Annotated in this window: 22 protein-coding genes; all 22 read left to right on the top strand. The window is 41.8% G+C overall.

The features are described from left to right. The first annotated feature begins 463 nt into the window (after positions 1 to 463). Positions 464 to 823 carry a DUF3147 family protein gene (locus ABES03_RS18945; RefSeq protein ID WP_413300491.1) on the top strand — a complete coding sequence of 120 codons (360 nt, stop codon included), beginning with the start codon at positions 464 to 466 and terminating at the stop codon, positions 821 to 823. A 23-nt stretch (positions 824 to 846) separates the two neighbouring features. Then, on the top strand, positions 847 to 1,221 hold the full coding sequence (locus tag ABES03_RS18940; RefSeq protein WP_430119575.1) for a DUF3147 family protein: 375 nt from the start codon (positions 847 to 849) through the stop codon (positions 1,219 to 1,221). Positions 1,222 to 1,418: 197 nt separating this feature from the next. Further along, complete coding sequence (locus tag ABES03_RS18935) at positions 1,419 to 2,597, top strand: acyl-CoA dehydrogenase family protein (RefSeq protein ID WP_430119572.1); 1,179 nt, start codon at positions 1,419 to 1,421, stop codon at positions 2,595 to 2,597. 41 nt (positions 2,598 to 2,638) lie between these two features. After that, on the top strand, positions 2,639 to 3,403 hold the full coding sequence (gene fabG, locus ABES03_RS18930; protein ID WP_430119569.1) for a 3-oxoacyl-ACP reductase FabG: 765 nt from the start codon (positions 2,639 to 2,641) through the stop codon (positions 3,401 to 3,403). Positions 3,404 to 3,423: 20 nt separating this feature from the next. Then, complete coding sequence (locus tag ABES03_RS18925; RefSeq protein WP_430119567.1) at positions 3,424 to 3,873, top strand: MaoC family dehydratase N-terminal domain-containing protein; 450 nt, start codon at positions 3,424 to 3,426, stop codon at positions 3,871 to 3,873. Further along, on the top strand, positions 3,870 to 4,280 hold the full coding sequence (locus ABES03_RS18920) for a MaoC/PaaZ C-terminal domain-containing protein (protein ID WP_430119563.1): 411 nt from the start codon (positions 3,870 to 3,872) through the stop codon (positions 4,278 to 4,280). Before ABES03_RS18925 ends, ABES03_RS18920 begins: the two co-directional genes overlap by 4 nt. Positions 4,281 to 4,396: 116 nt before the next feature. Then, entirely contained in the window at positions 4,397 to 5,164 is a 768-nt protein-coding gene (locus ABES03_RS18915; protein ID WP_430119560.1) for a class II aldolase/adducin family protein, read from the top strand. A 69-nt stretch (positions 5,165 to 5,233) separates the two neighbouring features. After that, complete coding sequence (locus ABES03_RS18910; protein ID WP_430119557.1) at positions 5,234 to 6,148, top strand: ketopantoate reductase family protein; 915 nt, start codon at positions 5,234 to 5,236, stop codon at positions 6,146 to 6,148. 17 nt (positions 6,149 to 6,165) lie between these two features. Next, entirely contained in the window at positions 6,166 to 7,773 is a 1,608-nt protein-coding gene (locus ABES03_RS18905) for a long-chain-fatty-acid--CoA ligase (protein ID WP_430119554.1), read from the top strand. 19 nt (positions 7,774 to 7,792) lie between these two features. Continuing rightward, positions 7,793 to 8,941, top strand: a complete 1,149-nt coding sequence (locus ABES03_RS18900) for an acyl-CoA dehydrogenase family protein (RefSeq protein ID WP_430119552.1) — start codon at positions 7,793 to 7,795, stop codon at positions 8,939 to 8,941. A 24-nt stretch (positions 8,942 to 8,965) separates the two neighbouring features. Then, positions 8,966 to 10,147, top strand: a complete 1,182-nt coding sequence (locus ABES03_RS18895) for a thiolase family protein (RefSeq protein WP_430119549.1) — start codon at positions 8,966 to 8,968, stop codon at positions 10,145 to 10,147. A gap of 25 nt (positions 10,148 to 10,172) precedes the next feature. Next, complete coding sequence (locus tag ABES03_RS18890) at positions 10,173 to 10,556, top strand: PaaI family thioesterase (RefSeq protein ID WP_430119546.1); 384 nt, start codon at positions 10,173 to 10,175, stop codon at positions 10,554 to 10,556. 18 nt (positions 10,557 to 10,574) lie between these two features. Then, positions 10,575 to 10,979, top strand: a complete 405-nt coding sequence (locus tag ABES03_RS18885; RefSeq protein WP_430119543.1) for a PaaI family thioesterase — start codon at positions 10,575 to 10,577, stop codon at positions 10,977 to 10,979. A 202-nt stretch (positions 10,980 to 11,181) separates the two neighbouring features. Beyond that, positions 11,182 to 11,955: an SDR family oxidoreductase gene (locus ABES03_RS18880; RefSeq protein ID WP_430119540.1), complete on the top strand. Its 774-nt coding sequence runs from the start codon at positions 11,182 to 11,184 to the stop codon at positions 11,953 to 11,955. 35 nt (positions 11,956 to 11,990) lie between these two features. Next, positions 11,991 to 13,160 (top strand): thiolase family protein, encoded by a 1,170-nt coding sequence (locus ABES03_RS18875; RefSeq protein WP_430119538.1) that lies wholly within the window; start codon positions 11,991 to 11,993, stop codon positions 13,158 to 13,160. Positions 13,161 to 13,232: 72 nt separating this feature from the next. Continuing rightward, positions 13,233 to 13,820 carry a TetR/AcrR family transcriptional regulator gene (locus tag ABES03_RS18870; protein ID WP_430119535.1) on the top strand — a complete coding sequence of 196 codons (588 nt, stop codon included), beginning with the start codon at positions 13,233 to 13,235 and terminating at the stop codon, positions 13,818 to 13,820. A 27-nt stretch (positions 13,821 to 13,847) separates the two neighbouring features. Then, entirely contained in the window at positions 13,848 to 15,524 is a 1,677-nt protein-coding gene (locus ABES03_RS18865; RefSeq protein WP_430119533.1) for a long-chain fatty acid--CoA ligase, read from the top strand. Between the two features lie 96 nt (positions 15,525 to 15,620). Further along, positions 15,621 to 16,484 (top strand): branched-chain amino acid ABC transporter permease, encoded by an 864-nt coding sequence (locus ABES03_RS18860; RefSeq protein WP_308079737.1) that lies wholly within the window; start codon positions 15,621 to 15,623, stop codon positions 16,482 to 16,484. Continuing rightward, positions 16,484 to 17,515, top strand: coding sequence for a branched-chain amino acid ABC transporter permease (locus tag ABES03_RS18855; protein ID WP_430119530.1), 1,032 nt, complete (start codon positions 16,484 to 16,486; stop codon positions 17,513 to 17,515). Before ABES03_RS18860 ends, ABES03_RS18855 begins: the two co-directional genes overlap by 1 nt. 2 nt (positions 17,516 to 17,517) lie before the next feature. Continuing rightward, entirely contained in the window at positions 17,518 to 18,285 is a 768-nt protein-coding gene (locus ABES03_RS18850; RefSeq protein WP_430119527.1) for an ABC transporter ATP-binding protein, read from the top strand. Then, entirely contained in the window at positions 18,278 to 18,985 is a 708-nt protein-coding gene (locus ABES03_RS18845) for an ABC transporter ATP-binding protein (RefSeq protein ID WP_430119524.1), read from the top strand. Before ABES03_RS18850 ends, ABES03_RS18845 begins: the two co-directional genes overlap by 8 nt. 90 nt (positions 18,986 to 19,075) lie before the next feature. Then, complete coding sequence (locus ABES03_RS18840) at positions 19,076 to 20,290, top strand: ABC transporter substrate-binding protein (RefSeq protein WP_430119522.1); 1,215 nt, start codon at positions 19,076 to 19,078, stop codon at positions 20,288 to 20,290. The last annotated feature ends 360 nt before the right edge of the window (positions 20,291 to 20,650 follow it).

Genomic DNA, 20,650 nt, shown 5'->3' with positions numbered 1-20,650 from the left:
AATTATATGGACTTAATCGTATAGAAGGGTTCTACGTGCCGAAGTGCCTGATGGAGAAACAAAAACACCTTGCTTGCGCTACACCTCTAGGCAATTATGCCTGCCTCTCAATGTAAACTCAAAATAACACCTTACTTAATTTTTTTACTAGTCGAAACCTTTGTTGACACTTTTACACAATTAAATGGACTTGACTCTTTATGGGATAGATGAAGACACAATGAGATGTGTACAGGTGATAAATGTCCTTCATGAGGTGGATGAAGGACAAAAAGTGATGGAGGAGCGTGAAAAATGTCTTTCATCCCTCCTCACAACCAAATGAAACCGCTTCAAAAACCTTAATAAAGTGTTCACATGTATCGGTATAAAATTGAGGTACAATGAATACATAAATTAGTTTGTGAGATGTTTCACGTAACTAAAATAACAGCGTGTTTAACAAAAAAGAGGCGAAAACACTATGGCACATCTATCAATAAGCGCATTACTCATTCGATTCCTTTTGGGCGGTTTAGCAGTAGTCGCTTGTACGTTGGTGGCAAAAAAGTTGGGAGAAAAAGCAGGAGGGATTTTTGCTGCATTTCCTGCAGTGTATCTAGCAGCATTATTAACAATAGGACTTGATTTTCATGGCGGGCAGCTGATTTCTCATTCCATTATGTTATCAAAAGGGGCCATCTTCGGAATGGCAATAAACATCATCGTTGCACTTTTAGCCGGCTATCTTCTTCCGAAAGTAGGTTGGAAGCGCGGGATCGTGCAATCCATGGCCTTCTGGTTTACGATTTCTATAGTTGTTGTGATCATTACATCCCATTAAACGGACGAAAAAAGGTGACTAACATGAATAAAAAGGACTTATTCATTCGATTTCTTCTAGGCGGGACTGCGGTCTCACTTAGTTATTTAATAACAGTGGTTTCTCCCTGGAAAATCCTCGCTGGAATTTTTGCCGCATTTCCTGCAGTCATGCTGACAGCGGTGATTATGGTAGGGATAGCTTCCGGTACAAAGAAAGCAACTAATATTGCAAGAGGATCTGTATATGGAATGATGGGCGGAATTATTTGCGTGATTACGGTCCTCCTAACCTTGCAATCTACTAGTAATTGGCTCTTAAGTATTACCATTGGGTTACTATCATGGCTAACAAGCTCCATTGCTATTTCCACATTAAGAGAACGTTTGGCAATGAAAAAAGCCGTACACCACATATAATTTCGGGAAAAAATCCTTCAGTTGAATTCGGGCTGAAGGATTTTTTTAACAAGATTCGCCACTTTTGACTTGTATTATCTGAAATTTCGGAATAAAATAAAATTAACATACCAACCGGTAGGTATGTTTTCGGATAACCTATCATATACTTTCTAAGAAGAAAAACTAGAATACAAGAATAGAATGGAGTGAAGGAAATGCATTTACGTTTGACCGACGAGCAAAAAATGGTGCAGAAAACAATTAGAAGATTTGTTGAAAAAGAACTCATTCCACTTGAAAACGACGTATTAAGAAACGAACGAGAAGGTAAACCAAGCCTTCCGCCAGGAAAATTAAAAGAGCTTCAATTAAAGGCAAAGGAAGCAGGCTTCTGGGGCATTAATACACCTGAAGAATATGGCGGTGCTGACTTAGGACAAATGATGATGGCCATCGTCTTGATGGAAGTGTCAAAAACCTTTGTCCCATTTCAGTTTGGCGGCTCTGCAGATAATATTCTGTACTATGGAAATGAAGAACAAAAACAAAAGTATTTAATTCCAACCATCAATGGTGAGAAAAAATCTTGCTTCGCCATGACTGAACCTGGGGCGGGCTCTGATACACAAAATATTAAAATGACAGCAGTCAAGGATGGAAATGAATGGGTTTTGAATGGTGAAAAAACATTTATTACAGGTGGTAATGAAGCCGACTTCGTCATGGTTATTGCCATTACAGATAAAGAAAGGCACAAAGAAACACGTGGTCGAGAAGGTGTTACCTGCTTTATTGCCGACCGCGATATGGGCTGGAAATCGGAGTATATACATACGATGGGAGAATGGGGTCCAGCCGGCTTAGTTTTTGATAATGTCCGTGTTCCTGAGGAAAATATCCTTGGTGAATTGCACAAGGGCTATAATTTGGGACTTGAATGGATTGGTTTTGCAAGATGGATTGTAGGTGCAAGAGCTGTTGGATCGGCAGAACGTTTATTGCAAATGGCAATTGACTATTCGCAAGAACGAATTACCTTTGGAAAACCGATTGCAGAAAGACAAGCCATCCAATGGCAAATCGCAGATTCTGCCGTCGAAATTGAAGCGGCAAGATGGTTGGTGTTAAACGCTGCGTTTACGCTTGACCAAGGTGAGGATAACCGTCATCTCGCTTCCATGGCAAAACTTTACGGCTCCAATATGGGTAATAGAGTGGTCGATCGCGTCCTACAAATTCATGGAGGGATGGGTTACACAAGAGAATTGCCAATTGAGCGCTGGTACCGGGAAGCTCGCCTTTGGAGAATTTACGATGGGACCGACGAAATTCAGCGCATGATTATCGCCCGTAACCTCATTAAGGGACACGTAAAGATTGGTCAATACCTATAAAATGTAAGCGCTATCTATTAAGGAAAACAGGAGGAATAGAAATGGCAGGAAGATTTGATGGGAAAGTGGCATTTGTAACAGGCGGAAGCCGTGGAATTGGAAAAGGAATTGTTGAGCTTTTTGCAGAGGAAGGCGCAAAAGTAGCCTTTATTGACCTTAATGAAGAAGCATTAAGTCAAACAACAAGTGAATTAAAAGAAAAAGGGTACGAAGTATACTCTAAAGTGGCAAACGTTACCGATGCCGAGCAGGTAGAAGGTGCAGTAAAAGAGGTATTTGAGACATTCGGATCGGTTGATATTCTAGTTAATAATGCAGGAGTCATCCGTGATAATCTATTATTTAAAATGACAGATTCTGATTGGCAAACAGTCATGGATGTACATTTAAAAGGCTCATTTAATGCGGCACGTGCTGTACAAAAATATATGGTGGAACAGAAATATGGACGTATCATCAATATTTCGTCCACTTCAGCCCTTGGTAATCGCGGCCAAGCTAACTATGCTGCTGCAAAAGCAGGCTTGCAGGGCTTCACGAAGACACTAGCAATTGAACTTGGAAAATATGGCATTACAGCCAACTCCGTAGCGCCAGGCTTTATCGAAACAGAAATGACGAAAGAAACAGCTGCAAGAATTGGGATTCCTTTTGAACATTTAATTCAAGCAAGCGTTGCTAATATTCCAGTAGGAAGAAGTGGAAAGCCAGCGGATATTGCTAATGCTGTAGCCTTCTTTGCAGACGAAAAATCTTCTTTTGTTAATGGACAGGTAATTTATGTGGCCGGCGGACCAAAATGCTAATTATGTGAGGTGAGGATGAATTGTTTAAAGATCAAATAGGTAAACAATCAAACAAGGTGAAAAATACCGTTGAAAGAGGAGCCGTCAAGAAATTTGCGGAAGCTATTGGCGACCTTCATCCTATTTATTTTGAAGAGGACACAGGAAGACTGTCTAGATATAAAAACAATATTGCCCCTCCCACCTTTCCTAGGGTATTCGATTATGGGGTAATTGAGGGCTTGAACTTACCAAACAAAGGCTTGATTCATGGAGAACAAACCTTTCACTACTTACGGCCATTATTGGTGGGAGAAGATGTCTACTGTTATTCCAAAGTAAAAAACTACTTTGAGAAAAAAGGCAATTTTGGTGAAATGGGTTTCCTTGTCCTTGAAAGCTTTGGCGAGGACGAGGCAGGAATTATTATCTTCAGTTCAACTTCAACAGTTGTCATATCTGAAGCTGTGAGGAAGGTGTTGGTTAAGTGAGTACACTAGCACAGTTACAAGTGGGTGAATCCATTAACGACGTTCAGTTGGAGCCTGTTTCAAGAATGGATCTTATTAAATATTCTGGTGCGTCAGGAGATTTTAATCCAATTCACACGATTGATGAGGAAGCCAAAAAAGCAGGGCTGCCAGGAATCATTGCACATGGGATGTGGACGATGGGAAATTTGGCAAAGCTCTTTACTTCTTATTATGAAGAAGGCTTTGTTAAGGATTACTCCATCCGCTTTAAGGGCATGGTGTTTTTAAATGATGTCGTTACACTTAAAGCAACATTAAAAGAAAAAAAGGAAAACACCCTCCATTTCCAGGTTCAAGCTGTGAACCAGCAAGGGAATGAAGTGTTAAAGGGTGAGGTAGTTTATCACCAATACGAAGCGGTTTGAGAAAAATAGGATTAGAAAAAGTACCCGGCATGGAGGAGGTTTCTCACCTTCATGCTGGGTTTATTTCTATCACATTTCAAGGAAAGCATGTATGAATAATAGTAAAGGGTGATGAAATGACGACCAAAATGAAAGTGAACTATCAGCCGCCAGTTTTTTCAACAGTAGAGGAAGAAAGGCTCCATTTAAAACAAAAATTAGCCGCCGCCTTTCGTTTGTTCTCTAAATTCGGCTTTGATGAAGGGGTTGCGGGACATATTACTGCACGTGACCCAGAGCGGAAGGATCATTTTTGGGTGAACCCTTTTGGCATGCACTTTAGTCAAATCTGTGCCTCCGATTTAATTCTCTGTAACCATGAAGGCGTAGTGGTGGAAGGACATTATCCTGTAAACCGAGCCGCCTTTGCGATCCATTCTCAGGTCCATGCGGCACGGCCTGACGTTATTGCTGCTGCCCATGCTCATTCTGTTTACGGGAAATCCTGGTCTTCCCTAGGGCGTCTTCTTGACCCAATCACACAGGATGCTTGTGCCTTCTATCGTGATCATTCTCTATATGACGACTTTAATGGTGTGGTTCTAGAAATTGAAGAAGGAAGACGAATTGGTAAAGCACTTGGAAACAATAAGGCATGTATTTTAAGAAACCATGGGTTGCTTACAGTTGGAGGGTCTGTTGATGAAGCGGCATGGTGGTTTATTACGATGGAACGTTCCTGTCAGGCGCAGCTTCTTGCAGAGTCAGCAGGCAAGACTGTTGTCATCGATGATGAAGACGCTAGAGCCACATATGAAACCGTAGGTGTTCCTACTGCAGGCTGGTTCCAATTTCAGCCTTTATGGAATCGAATCGTGAAAGAACAGCCAGACCTTTTAGAATAATGACCCTGATCTGAAAAGAGGATACTATCTCTTTTCAGATAGATACATACGGATTTGGGAGGATTAGCAATGAAAATAGGTGTAGCAGGTACCGGTGCAGTAGGAGGCTATTTCGGAGCTCTCTTAAAAAAAGCGGGAAACGAAGTGATTTTTCTAGCACGAGGAAAGAATTTGGAAAGAATGCAGGCAGAAGGATTAACGGTTGAAAGTGAAGTGGAACGTTTCACTGTAAATGGAGATTTTACAGACAGTTATGAGTCGTTTGTCGATATTGACCTCTTGCTATTTTGTGTTAAATCAACCGATACCAAAGAGGTTGCGGAAAAATTCCGTCCCCTGTTAAAAGCATCATGCTTGATTATGACGCTCCAAAACGGAGTGGATAATGAAGAAATTCTAAGCGAAATCTTTGGTAAAGAACGTGTTGTATCAGCAGCTACTTATATTCAAGCGATGGTGACGGATACGGGTGTGGTGAAACAAATTGGCGTTCCTCCACAGCTAGTCATTGGCACTTTAGACAGCCAGTTTGCGGAAAAAGCAAATGAGATTTCCACCTTATTTAATGCTGCCAATATCATAACCTATCCAACTAGCAATATCTTACACATTAAGTGGAAAAAGCTACTTTGGAATGTCACCTTTAACCCGTTAACTGCCTTAATGGAAGTTAAGGTTGGAGCAATATACGACGATGAAGGTCTATATCAAACGGCTCTAACCATCTGTAAAGAGGCAATCGCTGTCGCCAATGCCGCTGGATTGGAAATCGATGAAGATTTTTACGAAACGATTTTCGCCCAAGGGAACCTTGCGAAAGAACATCAACCCTCCATGCTCCAGGATAAAATGAAAGGGAAAGCCTTGGAGGTAGAATCCATCAGTGGATACATCGTAAAAAAAGGTAGAGAAGTAAAGGTGGATACCCCTGTTTTGGAAACCATCTATCATCTTTTAAGTTATCAAACTATAAACAGATTCTAATAGCGAGGTGAAATTACTTGGAGGTACAACAAGAACGTCCCTGGATGGATCAATACCCTGAAACCACGGACCTTTCTTTTGAGATTCCTGAATGTAACCTATATACATTTTTAGAAAAAACAACAGAAAAATATGGTGAACAAATCGCCATTATCTATGAAGAAGAAAAGATCACATACAACCAATTAAAGAACCAAGTAGACCGACTTGCAAACGCTTGGAAACAGCTTGGGATTCAAAAAGGGGAGCGGCTGGGGTTAATGGTCTCTAACCAGCCCACCTATGTGATTTCCTATTATGCAGCTTTAAAACTTGGAATGATTGTCGTTCAAATTAATCCGCAGTATACCCCACGAGAATTACTAGAAATTTTCCATGACTCAGAGGTAGCTTATTTAGTTTCAGAGCCTGAAAACGTAGAGAAAGTAAGATACCTACAAAAATCCCATTCCTTTAAATATATTTTTGTAACAGAAAGACCCATAGAATCAGAGTGCTCTTCATGTATTCTCGATTTAATCCGTCATGCCGAACCATTACAAGAAGCATGTTCCATCACTGCTAAGGAAGATATTGCTGTTATTCAATACACCGGTGGTACAACGGGGATAAAGAAAGGGGCCATGCTCACCCATTTTAATTTAATCGCTAATGTCATTCAAAGCAAGGCTCTCTACGGCGAGCGAATGTTCGTTGGTGAAGAAACCATCCTAACAGCAACGCCGCTTTATCATGTGTACGGGATGACAAGTGGAATGAACCTTGGAATTTATATCGGAGCCACGAATGTGTTAGTGAATAAATTTGAGATTAAAAAGGTACTTGAAGTAATTCAAGCCCACAGACCGACGTTCTTCCCGGGTGTACCCAAAATGTATCATGCCTTTGTTCATTACCCTGAGATAGATCGCTACGATTTAACCTGTTTTAAAATGTGTTCAAGCGGTTCCGCACCACTACCAGTTGAAATTATCAAGAAATTTGCCGAGTTGACGGGCGTTTCAATTGGGGAAGGGTATGGGCTCTCAGAAACCTCCCCCACTACACATAGGAATCCGCCAGAACGGTTGACCAAAATAGGAAGTATCGGAATTCCAGTGCCAAAAACAGATTGTCGAATTGTGGATGACAATGGCGAGGATCTACCAGAGAAAAGTATTGGGGAATTATTGATTAAGGGTCCACAGGTGATGCTAGGCTACTGGAATAAGCCGGAGGAAACCAAACAGGCCCTTCGCGATGGCTGGTTCCATACTGGTGACCTCGCGACGATGGATGAGGATGGTTATTTTTATATCGTTGGCAGGAAAAAAGAAATGATCATTGTCGGTGGCTTTAATGTGTATCCTCAAGAAGTAGAAGGGATCCTTTATGAACATCCGGATGTACTTGATGCTGCTGTGATAGGAATCCCTGATAAAGAATCTGGTGAGCTGGTAAAAGCATTTATCGTGCCAAAAGCCGGAGTTGTAATCAATAGTAGCGAGTTACAGAGTTACTGCTATCAAAATCTTACCCGATACAAGGTACCCAAACAATTTGAAATCATTGATTCTCTGCCGCGCAATGCAGTAGGAAAAGTATTAAAGCGAGTGCTACTAGAAGAGGCAAAAAATCGAGTGTAAGTACATTTGGAGGTGTCACATGAATTTTGAATTAGATGAAGACATTCTTTTTTTGAAAAAGAACGTCAGGGATTTTATACAGACAGAAGTAGAAGCAGTTGCCATGCAAATTGAAGAGGACAACCACATACCGGAAAGGATCATTCACCTATCAAAGGAGATGGGTCTCTTTGGTTTAAGCATTCCTGAAGAATTTGGCGGTCTTGGAATCGGGATGGTTGGAAAATGCGCCTTGTACGAGGAAATTGGGCAAACACATAATGGATATACGACGTTAATTGGAGCCCATACCGGTATCGGGTCAGTAGGGATTGTAGAAATGGGGAACGAAGAGCAAAAGAGAAGGTATTTGCCTGACATGGCGAGCGGGGATAAAATAGGCGCTTTTGCTTTAACAGAGCCTGCAGCAGGTTCTAATGCTGCCAATTTAAAAACAACAGCTGTAAGAAAAGGGGATACCTATATTCTTAACGGCTTAAAGCACTATATTACTAACGCAACTGAAGCGAGCGTTTTTACAGTTATGGCGGTAACCGACCCGGAAAAAGGAGCGAAGGGAATTACCTCGTTTATTGTAGAAAAGGATTTTCCAGGGTTTCAGGTCGGTGCGGTTGAGAAAAAAATGGGCTTACGTGGATCACATTCAGCCGAATTAATTTTTGAAGATTGTGAGGTTCCGGTTGAGAATGTGCTCGGTGTAGAGGGTCAAGGCTACGTGAATGCGTTGAAAATTTTAGCAAACGGCCGTGCGGGCTTGGCCTCTCGTAATCTCGGTTCCAGTCAAAAGCTTTTGGACATGTCAACAAGATATGCCAAAGAACGGATTCAATTTGGAAAGCCGATTATCTCAAACCAGGCTGTGAGCCATATGCTGGCGGAGATGGCGGTGGAAATAGAAGCATTAAGGTCGTTTACTTACCGGGTAGCATGGATGGTTGACCAAGGAATGAAGGTCATTAAAGAGGCGGCCATGTTAAAGCTTTATGGATCAGAGGTTTACAATCGGGTAGCAGATAAAGCCGTACAAATTCACGGGGGTCTTGGCTATATTGCGGATTACCCAGTGGAACGATTCTATCGTGATGCAAGAATTACAAGAATTTATGAAGGAACATCAGAGATTCAGAAAAATATCATTGCTGCCCAATTAGAAAAAGAATATAGCTAATCTAGTATTTTTAGGAGGATATTCATGAATGATATTGTGATTCTTAGTGCCGTTCGTACACCTGTCGGCAGATATGGCGGTGCATTAAAAAGTTTGAATTCCGGGACCCTTGCTTCCATTGTCATTAAAGAGGCGATGAAAAGGGCAGGAATTACACCCGATCAGGTCGATGAAGTAATACTAGGCGAGGTACGGCAATCAACTGAATCGTCCAACGTGGCAAGAGTCGCTGCCTTAAGAGCGGGAGTTCCTGAAACCTCGCCAGCGTTTACCATTAACCGATTATGTGCATCGGGGCTGCAGGCTATTGCATCAGGTGCCCAACAAATTTCTAGTGGTCAAGCGGAAATCATTGTGGCCGGTGGAACAGAAAGCATGAGCAATGCCCCTCTTTATCTAAGAAACTCTCGATTCGGCGGTGATAACGCAAAACTAATCGATTCTAATACGGAAGCAGGACAGCAGCCTCATGAAATTTATGGCGGCCAGTTAGGGATGGGGATCACAGCTGAAAATGTCGCTGAGAGATTTTCGGTTTCCCGAGAGGATCAGGATGCATTTGCCCTTGAGAGTCAATTACGGGCAGCGGTAGCGATAAAAAATAATCGGTTTGAAGATGAAATCGTTCCCGTTGAGGTGAAAGGAAAAAAGAATTCGATTATTTTTTCAGTGGATGAACATCCGAGATCTGAAACAACAATCGAAAGCTTAAGCAAGTTAAGACCGGTGTTTAAAGAAAATGGAACGGTTACTGCTGGTAATGCCTGCGGCCGTAATGATGGGGCAGCTGCCTTAGTGTTGACGTCACGTAGTTATGCAGAAGGACTGGGATTGAAGCCAATGGCTAGAATTGTGGATTGGTCAGTGGTCGGTGTCTCACCACAGGTCATGGGAATTGGTCCAGTGCCAGCTGTAAAAAAGCTATTGGAGCGAACAGGGTTAACACTTGATGATATTGATTTATTTGAGTTAAATGAAGCCTTTGCCTCCCAGGCATTAGCTGTGATTCGGGAATTGAATGTTGATCAGGATAAGGTAAATGTGAACGGTGGTGCGATTGCGCTTGGACATCCGCTTGGAGCCACGGGGGCAAAAATCTTAACTACTTTAATTTACGAACTATCCCGACAACAGAAAAAAAGAGGCATTGCTACTTTATGTGTTGGCGGAGGCCAGGGAATGGCCATGATGGTAGAGATTATTTAACCTTACTCTTAAAGGAGAAAGACGAATGAAAATGCCCGAAACTACATCAACATTTTTCGACTATATGGGTTTTAGTGGGGAATGGTCGGATACCTTTCAATTAGAGATTGGCATGCATCCGCATTTACTTCAGGATGACGGAACCGTTCATCCTGGGGTCTTCTCCACCATGCTTGATATTATAATGGGAGCAAACATCTCTTTAGAAACCCAGTCATTCGCCGCTACCATTAATCTAAATCTATCATTCTTTGATCTTTTACCAAAAGAAAAATATCGTGCAGAAACAACAATATTGAACCAAGACGGAAAATATATCACGGCTGAAGGGACCATTTACGATCAAAATCATTCTCTAATTGCGAAAGGGATAGGGACATTTAAAACAAGTCCAATTATACAAGGATAGTAAGTAGGTGGGGATAAATTGTCGGTCTTGAATACGGAGCTTCATAAATATATAGAGAATAATCCGTTCAATAACCATATCGGTTTTGAACTAATAACTGAAAAGAAAGATGAAATCCTTCTTAAGCTTTCACTGAAAAGAGAGCTCCTAAATACTAATAAAACTGTTCACGGAGGAGTACATGCCTCCATGCTGGATACAGTGCATTCAATCGTTCTTCGGTCTATATATCAAACCCCGGTAGCAGCTATGAATTTGGATGTATATTATTTTTCACCAGCTCATTCTGGTCATCTCTATGCAAAAGCTAAAATCCTTCAAAAGGGCTATAAACTGGCTACTATCGAAGCGGAAATAGAAGACGATCATCAACAATTGATAGCAAAAGGTACAGGCATCTATCGGATTATTAGAAAACTATAAGGTCCAGAAGACTTTTCTACTATACTAATGAGGAATTTGTCGAATGACTGGATGTTGAATATTCTAAAAATTTCTAATATTATAAGATTAATAACATACCAACTAGTTAGTATGTTTAAGATTATTTAAACCTGTTTTTTTGGATTACCGAACTTTATGAAAAGACGATACCAATTGAGTGATAGAAATAGGAGGAAATAGAATGCACGTAAAAGACCTTTTTGATCTCAAAGGAAAAGTAGCCATTGTTACAGGTGGGGGTCGAGGATTAGGGCAGCAAATTGCTGAAGGATTTGCGGAAGCAGGGGCAAATGTAGTGGTCTGTTCCAGAAGACTGGAGGCCTGTGAAGAAGTGAGTGAAGGACTGAGGAAGCTTGGGGTGGAGAGCTTTGCATTACAATGTGATGTCACAAACCCTGAAGATGTCAAACAGGTCGTTGAGAAGACGGTAGAAAAATTTGGACGGATTGATATTCTCGTCAACAACAGTGGCGCTTCTTGGGGAGCACCAGTCGAAGAAATGCCACTTGAGGCCTGGTATAAGGTAATGAATGTGAATGTAACAGGCACTTTCTTAATGTCTCAGGCCGCTGGAAAAGTGATGCTTGAGCAGAAATCAGGAAAAATTATCAATATCGCTTCGGTTGCTGGTTTAAAAGGCAGTAACCCTAAATATATGAATGCCATTGGCTATAACGCTAGTAAAGGAGCCGTTATTACGTTTACGAAGGATTTGGCTGTGAAATGGGGCCCACAAGGAATCTATGTGAATGCGATTGCTCCGGGCTTTTTCCCAACAAAAATGTCCAAAGGGTTACTAGACCAAGGTGGAGAAGCGATTCTCGAAGGCACACCATTAAGAAAATTCGGCTCGGATACAGACCTTAAAGGAGTGGCGTTATTTTTAGCATCGCCTGCCTCTAATTTTGTAACCGGTGACATTATTGTAGTTGATGGCGGAGCACATGCCATGTAAATGAAATAATCCAAAAACTAGGGGGGATTTATACGATGAAAAGAGATGCAGTGATTGTTTCAGCGGTACGTACGGCGATTGGCAGACAAGGGAGTTCACTTGCAGGTGTTCCAGCCCATGTCTTAGGCGCAGAGGTCATTAAAGAAGCAGTAAAACGAGCAAAGATTCAGCCTGAAATGATTGATGATGTGATTTTCGGCAATGTGCTTTCAGGTGGAGGAAATATTGCTAGATTAACTGCATTACAGACAGGTTTATCGCTAGATTTACCTGGGTTAACAGTGGACCGGCAGTGCGGATCAGGAATTAACGCGATCAATCTTGCCGCACAGGCGATTCGGGCTGGAGATGGTGATGTGTATATTGCCGGTGGTACGGAAAGTATGAGCCGTGCTCCTTATTTAATGGATCGTCCAGAAAAACCTTACAATCCTATGCCGCCAAGCTTCCGAAAGTCTCAACTGTCGCCAAAGGAAATTGGCGACCCGCCAATGGGGATTACTGCTGAAAACCTTGTTGAAAAATACCAGATTTCACGAGAGGAACAGGATCAATTTTCCCTCCAAAGTCAACAGAGGATGGCAGTTGCAATGGAGGAGGGACGGTTTGATGAACAAATTGTGCCAATTTCCATTCCTGTAAAAAAGGGTGAACCTGTTGTATTTAAAACAGATGAGCACCCTAGACCACAAACAACCTATGAGGCATTGGCGAAGCTACAACCTGCTTTTCTAAAGGGTGGAACGGTCACTGCAGGAAACAGTTCAGGATTAAATGATGCAGCATCAGCTCTTGTCATTATGTCGAGAGAAAAGGCAGAAGAATTAAATCTCACTCCGCTTGCGGTTGTTCGTCACTACGCTGTAGCAGGTGTGGATCCAAATATAATGGGTATTGGACCGGTTCCTGCTGTAAGGAAAGTAATGGAGAAGTCCGGTCTATCCATAGAAGATATGGACTTAATTGAAATTAATGAAGCTTTTGCCTCACAGGTGCTAGCTTGTAACCGCGAGCTTGGTATGGATCTTGAAAAGGTAAATGTTAATGGAGGAGCCATTGCCCATGGACATCCACTAGGTGCTACAGGTGCCATCCTTGTCACAAAGGCAGTCTATGAACTAAAACGGTCAGAGGGACGATACGCCCTCATTACCGCCTGTATCGGTGGAGGCCAGGGAATCGCCACCATTATTGAACGCGAATAATTCCGCGGTGAGGTTGATTCAAAAATAAGGGAGTCAACCTCACCACAGGTAATTGCCGAAAGGAAATATCCAATGAAGCGAAAATTAATGGAGACTGGAATCCAGTTATTTGATCAAAATGGATTTAAATCCACGTCTGTGCAGGATATTGTTCAATCGCTGGGTGTGACGAAGGGAACCTTTTACTATTATTTTAGCAGTAAAGAAGAACTGCTAAAGGATATCCATTTGACCTACATCGAGGAACTGGTAAAAAAGCAGGAAGTAATCCTAAATAATCCTTACTCAGATTGTATAAAAAAGCTATATGAGATTGTCTTTATGCTAATCAGCAGCATTAAGACGGAACGACCGAGCGCGCGAATCTTTTCAAGGGAAATGCGGCATTTAAGCGAAAAATATATCGAGGAAATCAAACAAAAACGAACGTTGTTTAGGAAAAATACACAAAGACTGATTGAAGATGGAATAAAGCTTGGCAAATTTAAATCAAGTCTTCGTGCGGATATATTAACGATGGGGATTCTTGGAATAACCAATTGGAGTTTTTATTGGTTTAACCCAACCGGGGAAGTCCCGGAGGAGAAAGTCGTGGAGATTTATATAGATATGATCTTAAATGGAATTTTAAAAAATGACAGCGGTTACAGTAAAATCTAATATTCTATTTATTCAGGAGGATATGCAATGCTTACTCTTCATTACGAATACTGGCCAAAAATCTCTAAATCATTAAAAGTCCCTTCTACCTCTCTTTATGACAACCTACGAGTCAGTGCTGCCCGTTATCCGGACCAAGATGCCATTTTCTATTACGGAAACAAGGTATCCTATCAACAGCTGGACGAGGAAGTGAATGCGCTTGCCGGGTACCTGCAACATAAGCTTGGGGTAAAAAAGGGTGAAAAAGTATTGCTTTTCATGCAAAATTCACCACAATTTGTGATTGGTTATTATGCAATTTTAAGAGCAAATGCCGTGGTTGTTCCAATTAATCCGATGTTAGTTGCCGATGAATTAGAATTTTACGTGCGTGACTGTGAAATCAAAACAGCTCTAGCAGGTCAAGAGTTATATGACCGAGTCCGTCCATTATTAGGCACGACTACTCTTGAAAACTTAATGCTTGCAGCCTATTCAGATTATACAGGGACTGGGTTTGAAGATACGCTTCCAAAAGAGGTGGAAGCTCCAAGTGTTCCTTTTTCAGAGGCGGGTCACTATCTGTGGAAGGATGCAATTCAAGCTAATATAGCTCCATCTGAACATACAGCAAAGGGAGATGACCTCGCAGTCTTGCCCTATACATCGGGAACAACGGGTCTGCCAAAAGGCTGTATGCACACAAATCGGACGGTAAACGCCAATACTGTAGGTGCCTATCATTGGTCAAATACCACACCGAACGCAGTGCATTTAATGTCCCTTCCGCTTTTTCATGTAACAGGGATGGTGCACAGTATGCATATGCCAATCTACAGTGGAAGTACAATGGTCATTCTGACAAGATGGAATCGAGATGCGGCAGTCGAAATGATTAAAAATCTTCAATGTACCCATTGGGTAACAATTGCCACCATGATCGTCGATTTCTTAGCCAATCCAAAGCTGAAAGCAGAGGATATCGCATCTTTAACTTCGATCTCTGGTGGTGGTGCTGCCCTTCCTGAGGCGGTGGGGGAAAAGCTGTTCAAGCTATCGGGTTTACGGTTTGTCGAGGGCTACGGCTTATCTGAGACGATTGCTCAAACACATTTCAATCCGGCAGAGCGTCCCAAAATGCAATGTCTTGGAATTCCCTCCTTTGACGTGGATGCTAGAATTATCGAACCAGCTACAGGAAAAGAGCTTGGTGTTGGGGAAGTAGGCGAAATTATCGTCAATGGCCCACAGGTAATGGTTGGTTACTATAACCGCGACGATGAAAATAGAAGTGCTTTTATTGAAATCGATGGAAAATCGTTTTTTAGAACAGGTGATATTGGTCGCTATGATGAGGAAGGATACTTCTTCATTGTTGATCGCGTGAAACGGATGATTAATGCATCTGGTTATAAGGTATGGCCAACAGAAGTTGAGTCGTACCTGTATAAGCACCCAGCGATTCAGCAGGCATGTGTGGTTGGCATCCCTGATCCAAGAAGAGGGGAGACGGTGAAGGCATTCGTTATATTAAACGAAGGCTTTGAAGGAAAAGTGAGTGAAGAGGAAATTATTGAGTGGTCAAAACAACATATGGCTGCCTATAAATACCCAAGATTCATAGAATTCCGCAAGCAGTTCCCGATGACCTCAAGTGGAAAAATTTTATGGCGAACGCTTCAGGAAGAGGAAAAAGAGAAGGTAACAAATAAGGTACAGTAATTTTGTTCAAAAAGGGGAGCTATCCGAACGGAACGCTCCCGTAAAGAAATTAGTTTATTTGTATTGTAACTTCGAAAAAAGTATAAGGGGGAAGCTATGGAGATTCTTATTCAGCAGCTGTTTAATGGCTTAACCATTGGAAGCGTTTACGCCCTTGTTGCCTTAGGATTAACGCTCGTTTATGGTATCCTGCACATTCCAAATTTTGCGCATGGAGCATTATACATGATGGGTGGATACATAACCTTAACGATGATGACCAAGTTTGGGCTTCATTATTGGGTCGCTATTTTCGTTTCAATTCTAGTTGTGGGTCTTCTTGGTGTCATGATGGAACGGTTTGTCTTTCACCCACTTAGAGAAGCACCGCCCATACACGACAAAATTGCTGCCATTGGGATTCTCTTATTCTTAGAAGCTTTCGCCCAATTTTATTGGGGGGCAGAATATCAAAGTATGCCAACACCGTACGGGCAGGTCGTTCAACTATTTGGATTGACGTTTACGATGCAGCGAATCCTGATAGTTGTTGCAGCCATTGTCGTGATGATTCTTCTCTATCTTTTCTTGAAAAAAACCTTCACAGGGGCAACCATCATTGCTATGTCACAAAATCGTGAAGGTGCCAATCTGGTTGGTATTAACACAAACAAGGTGGCTATGTTAACCTTTATGATTTCTGGCGGACTTGCTGCCATTGCATCCTCTCTATCTGCACCTATTAATCTAGTATTCCCAGGAATGGGACAGCTAGTTATTCTTAAAGCCTTTGTTATCATTATCCTCGGTGGTATGGGCAGTATCCCGGGAGCCATTGTCGGTGGATATATCCTAGGTTTTAGTGAAAGTTTAGGCGCAACCTACATTTCAAACGACTACAAAGACATCATCGCTTTCGTCCTTCTCGTGATCATCTTAACAGTAAAACCAACAGGATTGTTTTCAAAGGGGGGACACTAATGGGAAAAGTATTTAATCAAAGAAATGTAATTATTGCTTTAATCCTTTTTGCCATCTGTTTCCCTTTAGTATCAAATAATAATTACTTCATTCACATCATGACGCTTGCTTTTATTTGGATGATTGGTGTGTACGGATTAAATTTACTAGCAGGTTATACGGGTTATCTTTCACTGGCCCATGCTGGCTTCTTTGGGATAGGAGCTTATTCCTTAGGGATCTTAACCGTAAAAGCAGGGATGAATTTCTGGGCGGCTTTCTTTTTATCCCTGGTAATTACTAGTGTACTAGGCTTCCTCGTTGGTTTAATCGCCTTACGGACGAAAGAACACTTCTTTGCTATTTATACTCTGTGTCTGGGCTACATTATCTATCTCGTTATTGATAAATGGGACAGCTTAACAGAAGGTGTCCGCGGCTTGATTGGAATTCCTGCACCTGCAGGGTTTGGTCCAATTACCTTTGATACAGAGGTTTCACACTATTATTTAGTGTTGTTCTTCTTACTACTCGTGGTTCTAGTCATGTACCGAATTATTCACTCCCTGTCAGGTCGGACCTATATTGCGATTCGAAACAGTGAAGATTTAGCACAAACCATTGGGATATCCACGATGAAAAATAAATTAACAGTCTTTGTATTGTCTACGCTTTTTGCCGGATTATCTGGAGCCCTATATGCATCATTTGTTCGTTTTATTGGTCCAGATATTGGCTCAATCACTATCACCTTTGACCTATTAACCTATTTGCTTGTAGGCGGAATTGGTACGCTAAGCGGTCCTCTGGTCGGCACCTTGCTTATTGTTTGGTTGTCACAGCAACTCCAGGATTTCCAACAGTACCGGATGCTTATTTTCGGCCCTGTCTTAACACTACTGGTCATTTTTTATCCACGTGGAATTGTGGGAGCGATCTCAAGTGGGGTGGCTAAACGGAGGGCGAAAAAAAATCAGCTGCAGCTTACTAGTACAGCCCGTGCTAACGGTAAGCCATTTATCGACCGTGAAAAGCAAGTAGAGGAGGTATAGGGATGCAATTTTTAGAAACAAGAAATCTAACAAAGAAATTTGGCGGCCTGGTTGCTGTGAATCAAGTGGATTTTACGATAGAACAAGGAAAAATAAATGCCATTATTGGTCCAAACGGGGCCGGTAAGTCAACCTTTTTCAACTTAATCAGCGGCTTTCATCAACCCAGCTCCGGACAGGTGATTTATAAAGGAAAGGATATTACCACGTTACCTTCCAATAAAATCGCAGAGCTAGGAGTGGCACGTACCTTTCAAACAACGAATTTGTTCGAACAATCCACCGTTCTTGACAATGTCATCGTTGGACATCGCTTGCGGACAAAGTCTAATTTGCTGGATGCCATTTTTCGCACACCGCGTTTAAGAAGCGAAGAGAAGCAGTGCCGTGAAAAAGCGATGGAAGTGTTAGAGTTCGTTGATTTAAAACAGGCAGCTAATAAACTCGTTGGCAGCTTAACGCAGGAAGAAAAAAAGCGAACGGCATTTGCCTTGGCGTTAGCAACGGATCCTGAAATCGTTTTTCTCGATGAACCAGCCGCCGGTGTAAACCCGGATGAAACGGAAGGGCTGGCAGATTTGATGAAAAAGATGGTAAGTAAAGGAATCACGGTTTGCTTAATCGAGCACAAAATGTCAATGATTATGAGAATTGCCGATAAAATTATGGTTCTAAATTATGGGGAAAAAATCGCCGAAGGCAGACCGGAAGAAATCCGTAATAATGAAACGGTTATAAAAGCGTACTTGGGAGGGAGCGCCATTGCTTAGTTTACAAAATATCTCTGTCAAATACGGTAGCTTTACGGCCATTCAAAACGTGAACATTGAGGTTAAAGAAGGAGAAATCGTCGTCCTATTGGGGTCAAATGGGGCCGGGAAAAGTACAACCTTCCGAACCATTAGTGGTCTAAGTAAGCCTGCCTCCGGGGAAATCCTTTTCGAAGGCAAAAGATTGAATCGAACATCGGCAGACCAAATTGTAAAATTAGGGATTGGTCAATGTCCGGAGGGAAGGAAACTGTTCCCAGCCATGTCTGTCCAAGAGAATCTTAGAATGGGTGCCTATGTTCACCGTAGAAAAAAGGAAGAATACAAGCAGTCTCTTGAGCATGTATATGAGTTGTTTCCGATTCTTAGGGAAAAAAAGAACGATGCTGCAGGCTCTCTAAGCGGTGGACAGCAACAAATGCTCGCCATTGGCAGAGCATTAATGTCAAAACCGAAGCTGATGCTGCTTGATGAACCCTCTATCGGTCTTGCACCGTTGATTGTGGAGCAAATGTTTGAGGTTATTCAAAAAATTAATCAAGAGGGGACTACCATCCTGTTAGCAGAACAAAATGCGAATGCGGCATTAAAAATTGCTGATAAAGGCTATGTCTTTGAAAATGGCTCCATCGTCCTTCAAGGTACTTCAGAAGAATTATTTGCGAATGATGAAGTGAGAAAGGCGTATATTGGCGCTTAATAGTTGCTTCATACGCTTATAAGGGGGTGAGGAACGGCTTATTACCACTGTCAAAATCTGAATATTTTTAAAATATAAGGGGGAAAACCAATGAAAAGATTAAAATCTCTTTTGATGCTGAGTTTGATCTTCGTAGTTATTTTCAGTTTGGTAGCATGTAACAGCACATCCAATGAATCAGCAAGCACGAAACCGGCTGCAGGAGGCGGCGGTGACAGTAAATCCGAAGAAGCAGGCACAGTTAATATTGGATATACTGGCCCATTAAGCGGACCTGCTGCCTTTTATGGTGAGCGTACTTTAAATGGTGTGAAGATGGCGGCAGAAGAGATTAATAGTGCCGGTGGATTTGAAGTAGGTGGAAAAAAATTCAAGCTGAATATTGTTTCTTTGGATGACAAATACCTACCGAATGAAGCTGGGGCTAACGCCAAAAGGTTGATTCAGGAAAACAAAACACCGATTATTTTCACTCCGCACAGCGGTGGTGTCTTTGCTCTTCAAGTATTTAACCAGCAAGATAAATTCCTCATTGGTGCTTACACAAGTGAACCTAAAGTGTCAGAGGTGGGCAATAACCTGACCGTTCGTATTCCTCCTCGTTATGATGGATATTTAAAGCCGTTTACAGACTATGAAATGAAAAAATTCGGTAAAAAGATTGCCTTCCTCCCAACTGCGTCACAATACGGAAAAGACTGGTCTGAAAAGCTGAAAGCACATTGGGAAAAAGAAGGTGGTAAGGTTGTTTACAACTCAGCCATCGACTTTGCGAAAGAAACAGACTTCTTCACGATTGTTACAAATGCTTTAAAGGAAAAGCCAGATGTATTGTTTATCGGCGGTGCATCTGAACCAACAGCAAAAGTAGCGAAGCAAGCACGTGAGCTAGGCTTTAAGGGCGGCTTCATCGTAATGGACCAAGCAAAATTTGATGAAATGAAAAAGGTAACGGGTTCTTATGATATGTTAAACGGTTCAATCGGCGTTATGCCTCTAATTGAATCAAAAAGCCCAGCTATTCCTGATTTTGCGAAGAAGTACAAGGAGAAGTATGGTGAGACTCCGGGATCAGAAGCAGGCCTCAATTACATTGCGATGTACATCTTTGTGGAAGCAATGAAAGCGGCAGGATCTGTTGATGACGCGGAAAAAATTCAAGCCAAAATGCAGGATGGCGTAAGCAATATTCCTGACAATGTGAAAATCTATGACTTTACGAAATTTACTGGCGGCGGCTTCGATGGTGAATTAGAGGTTGCAGCGGTAGAGGACGGAAAAATCGTACCAATCAAGATTAAATAATAGGTAGCAATATGAGACCTTCCCCCTTGTATATCATCCGACCCACTTGGGTGTTTAGTTTACAAGGGGGATTTTAATAGTTTTTTGAAAAAACATCACATAATCTTCGGTTGCTAGAAATATAGTCTATTGGTCAACCCTCCTTTAGAAGTGATTGCTACTACCAGACCAAAATCATTTAACAAACGAAGGAAAGGTCTCCTATAAGGCTTCTATGCGACCGAAACAGCTGAAAAAACGAAAGAAAGGTCTCCTATAAGGGCTCTATGCGACCAAAACAACTAAAAAAACGAAAGAACGGTCCCCTATAAGGGCTCTATGCGACCGAAACTACTAAAAAAACGAAAGAAAGGTCTCCTA

The sequence above is a fragment of the Neobacillus rhizosphaerae genome (genome assembly GCF_050477885.1).
In the GTDB taxonomy this organism is placed as follows: Bacteria; Bacillota; Bacilli; order Bacillales; family Cytobacillaceae; genus Neobacillus; species Neobacillus rhizosphaerae_A.
This window is presented reverse-complemented; position numbering and strand designations above follow the sequence as displayed.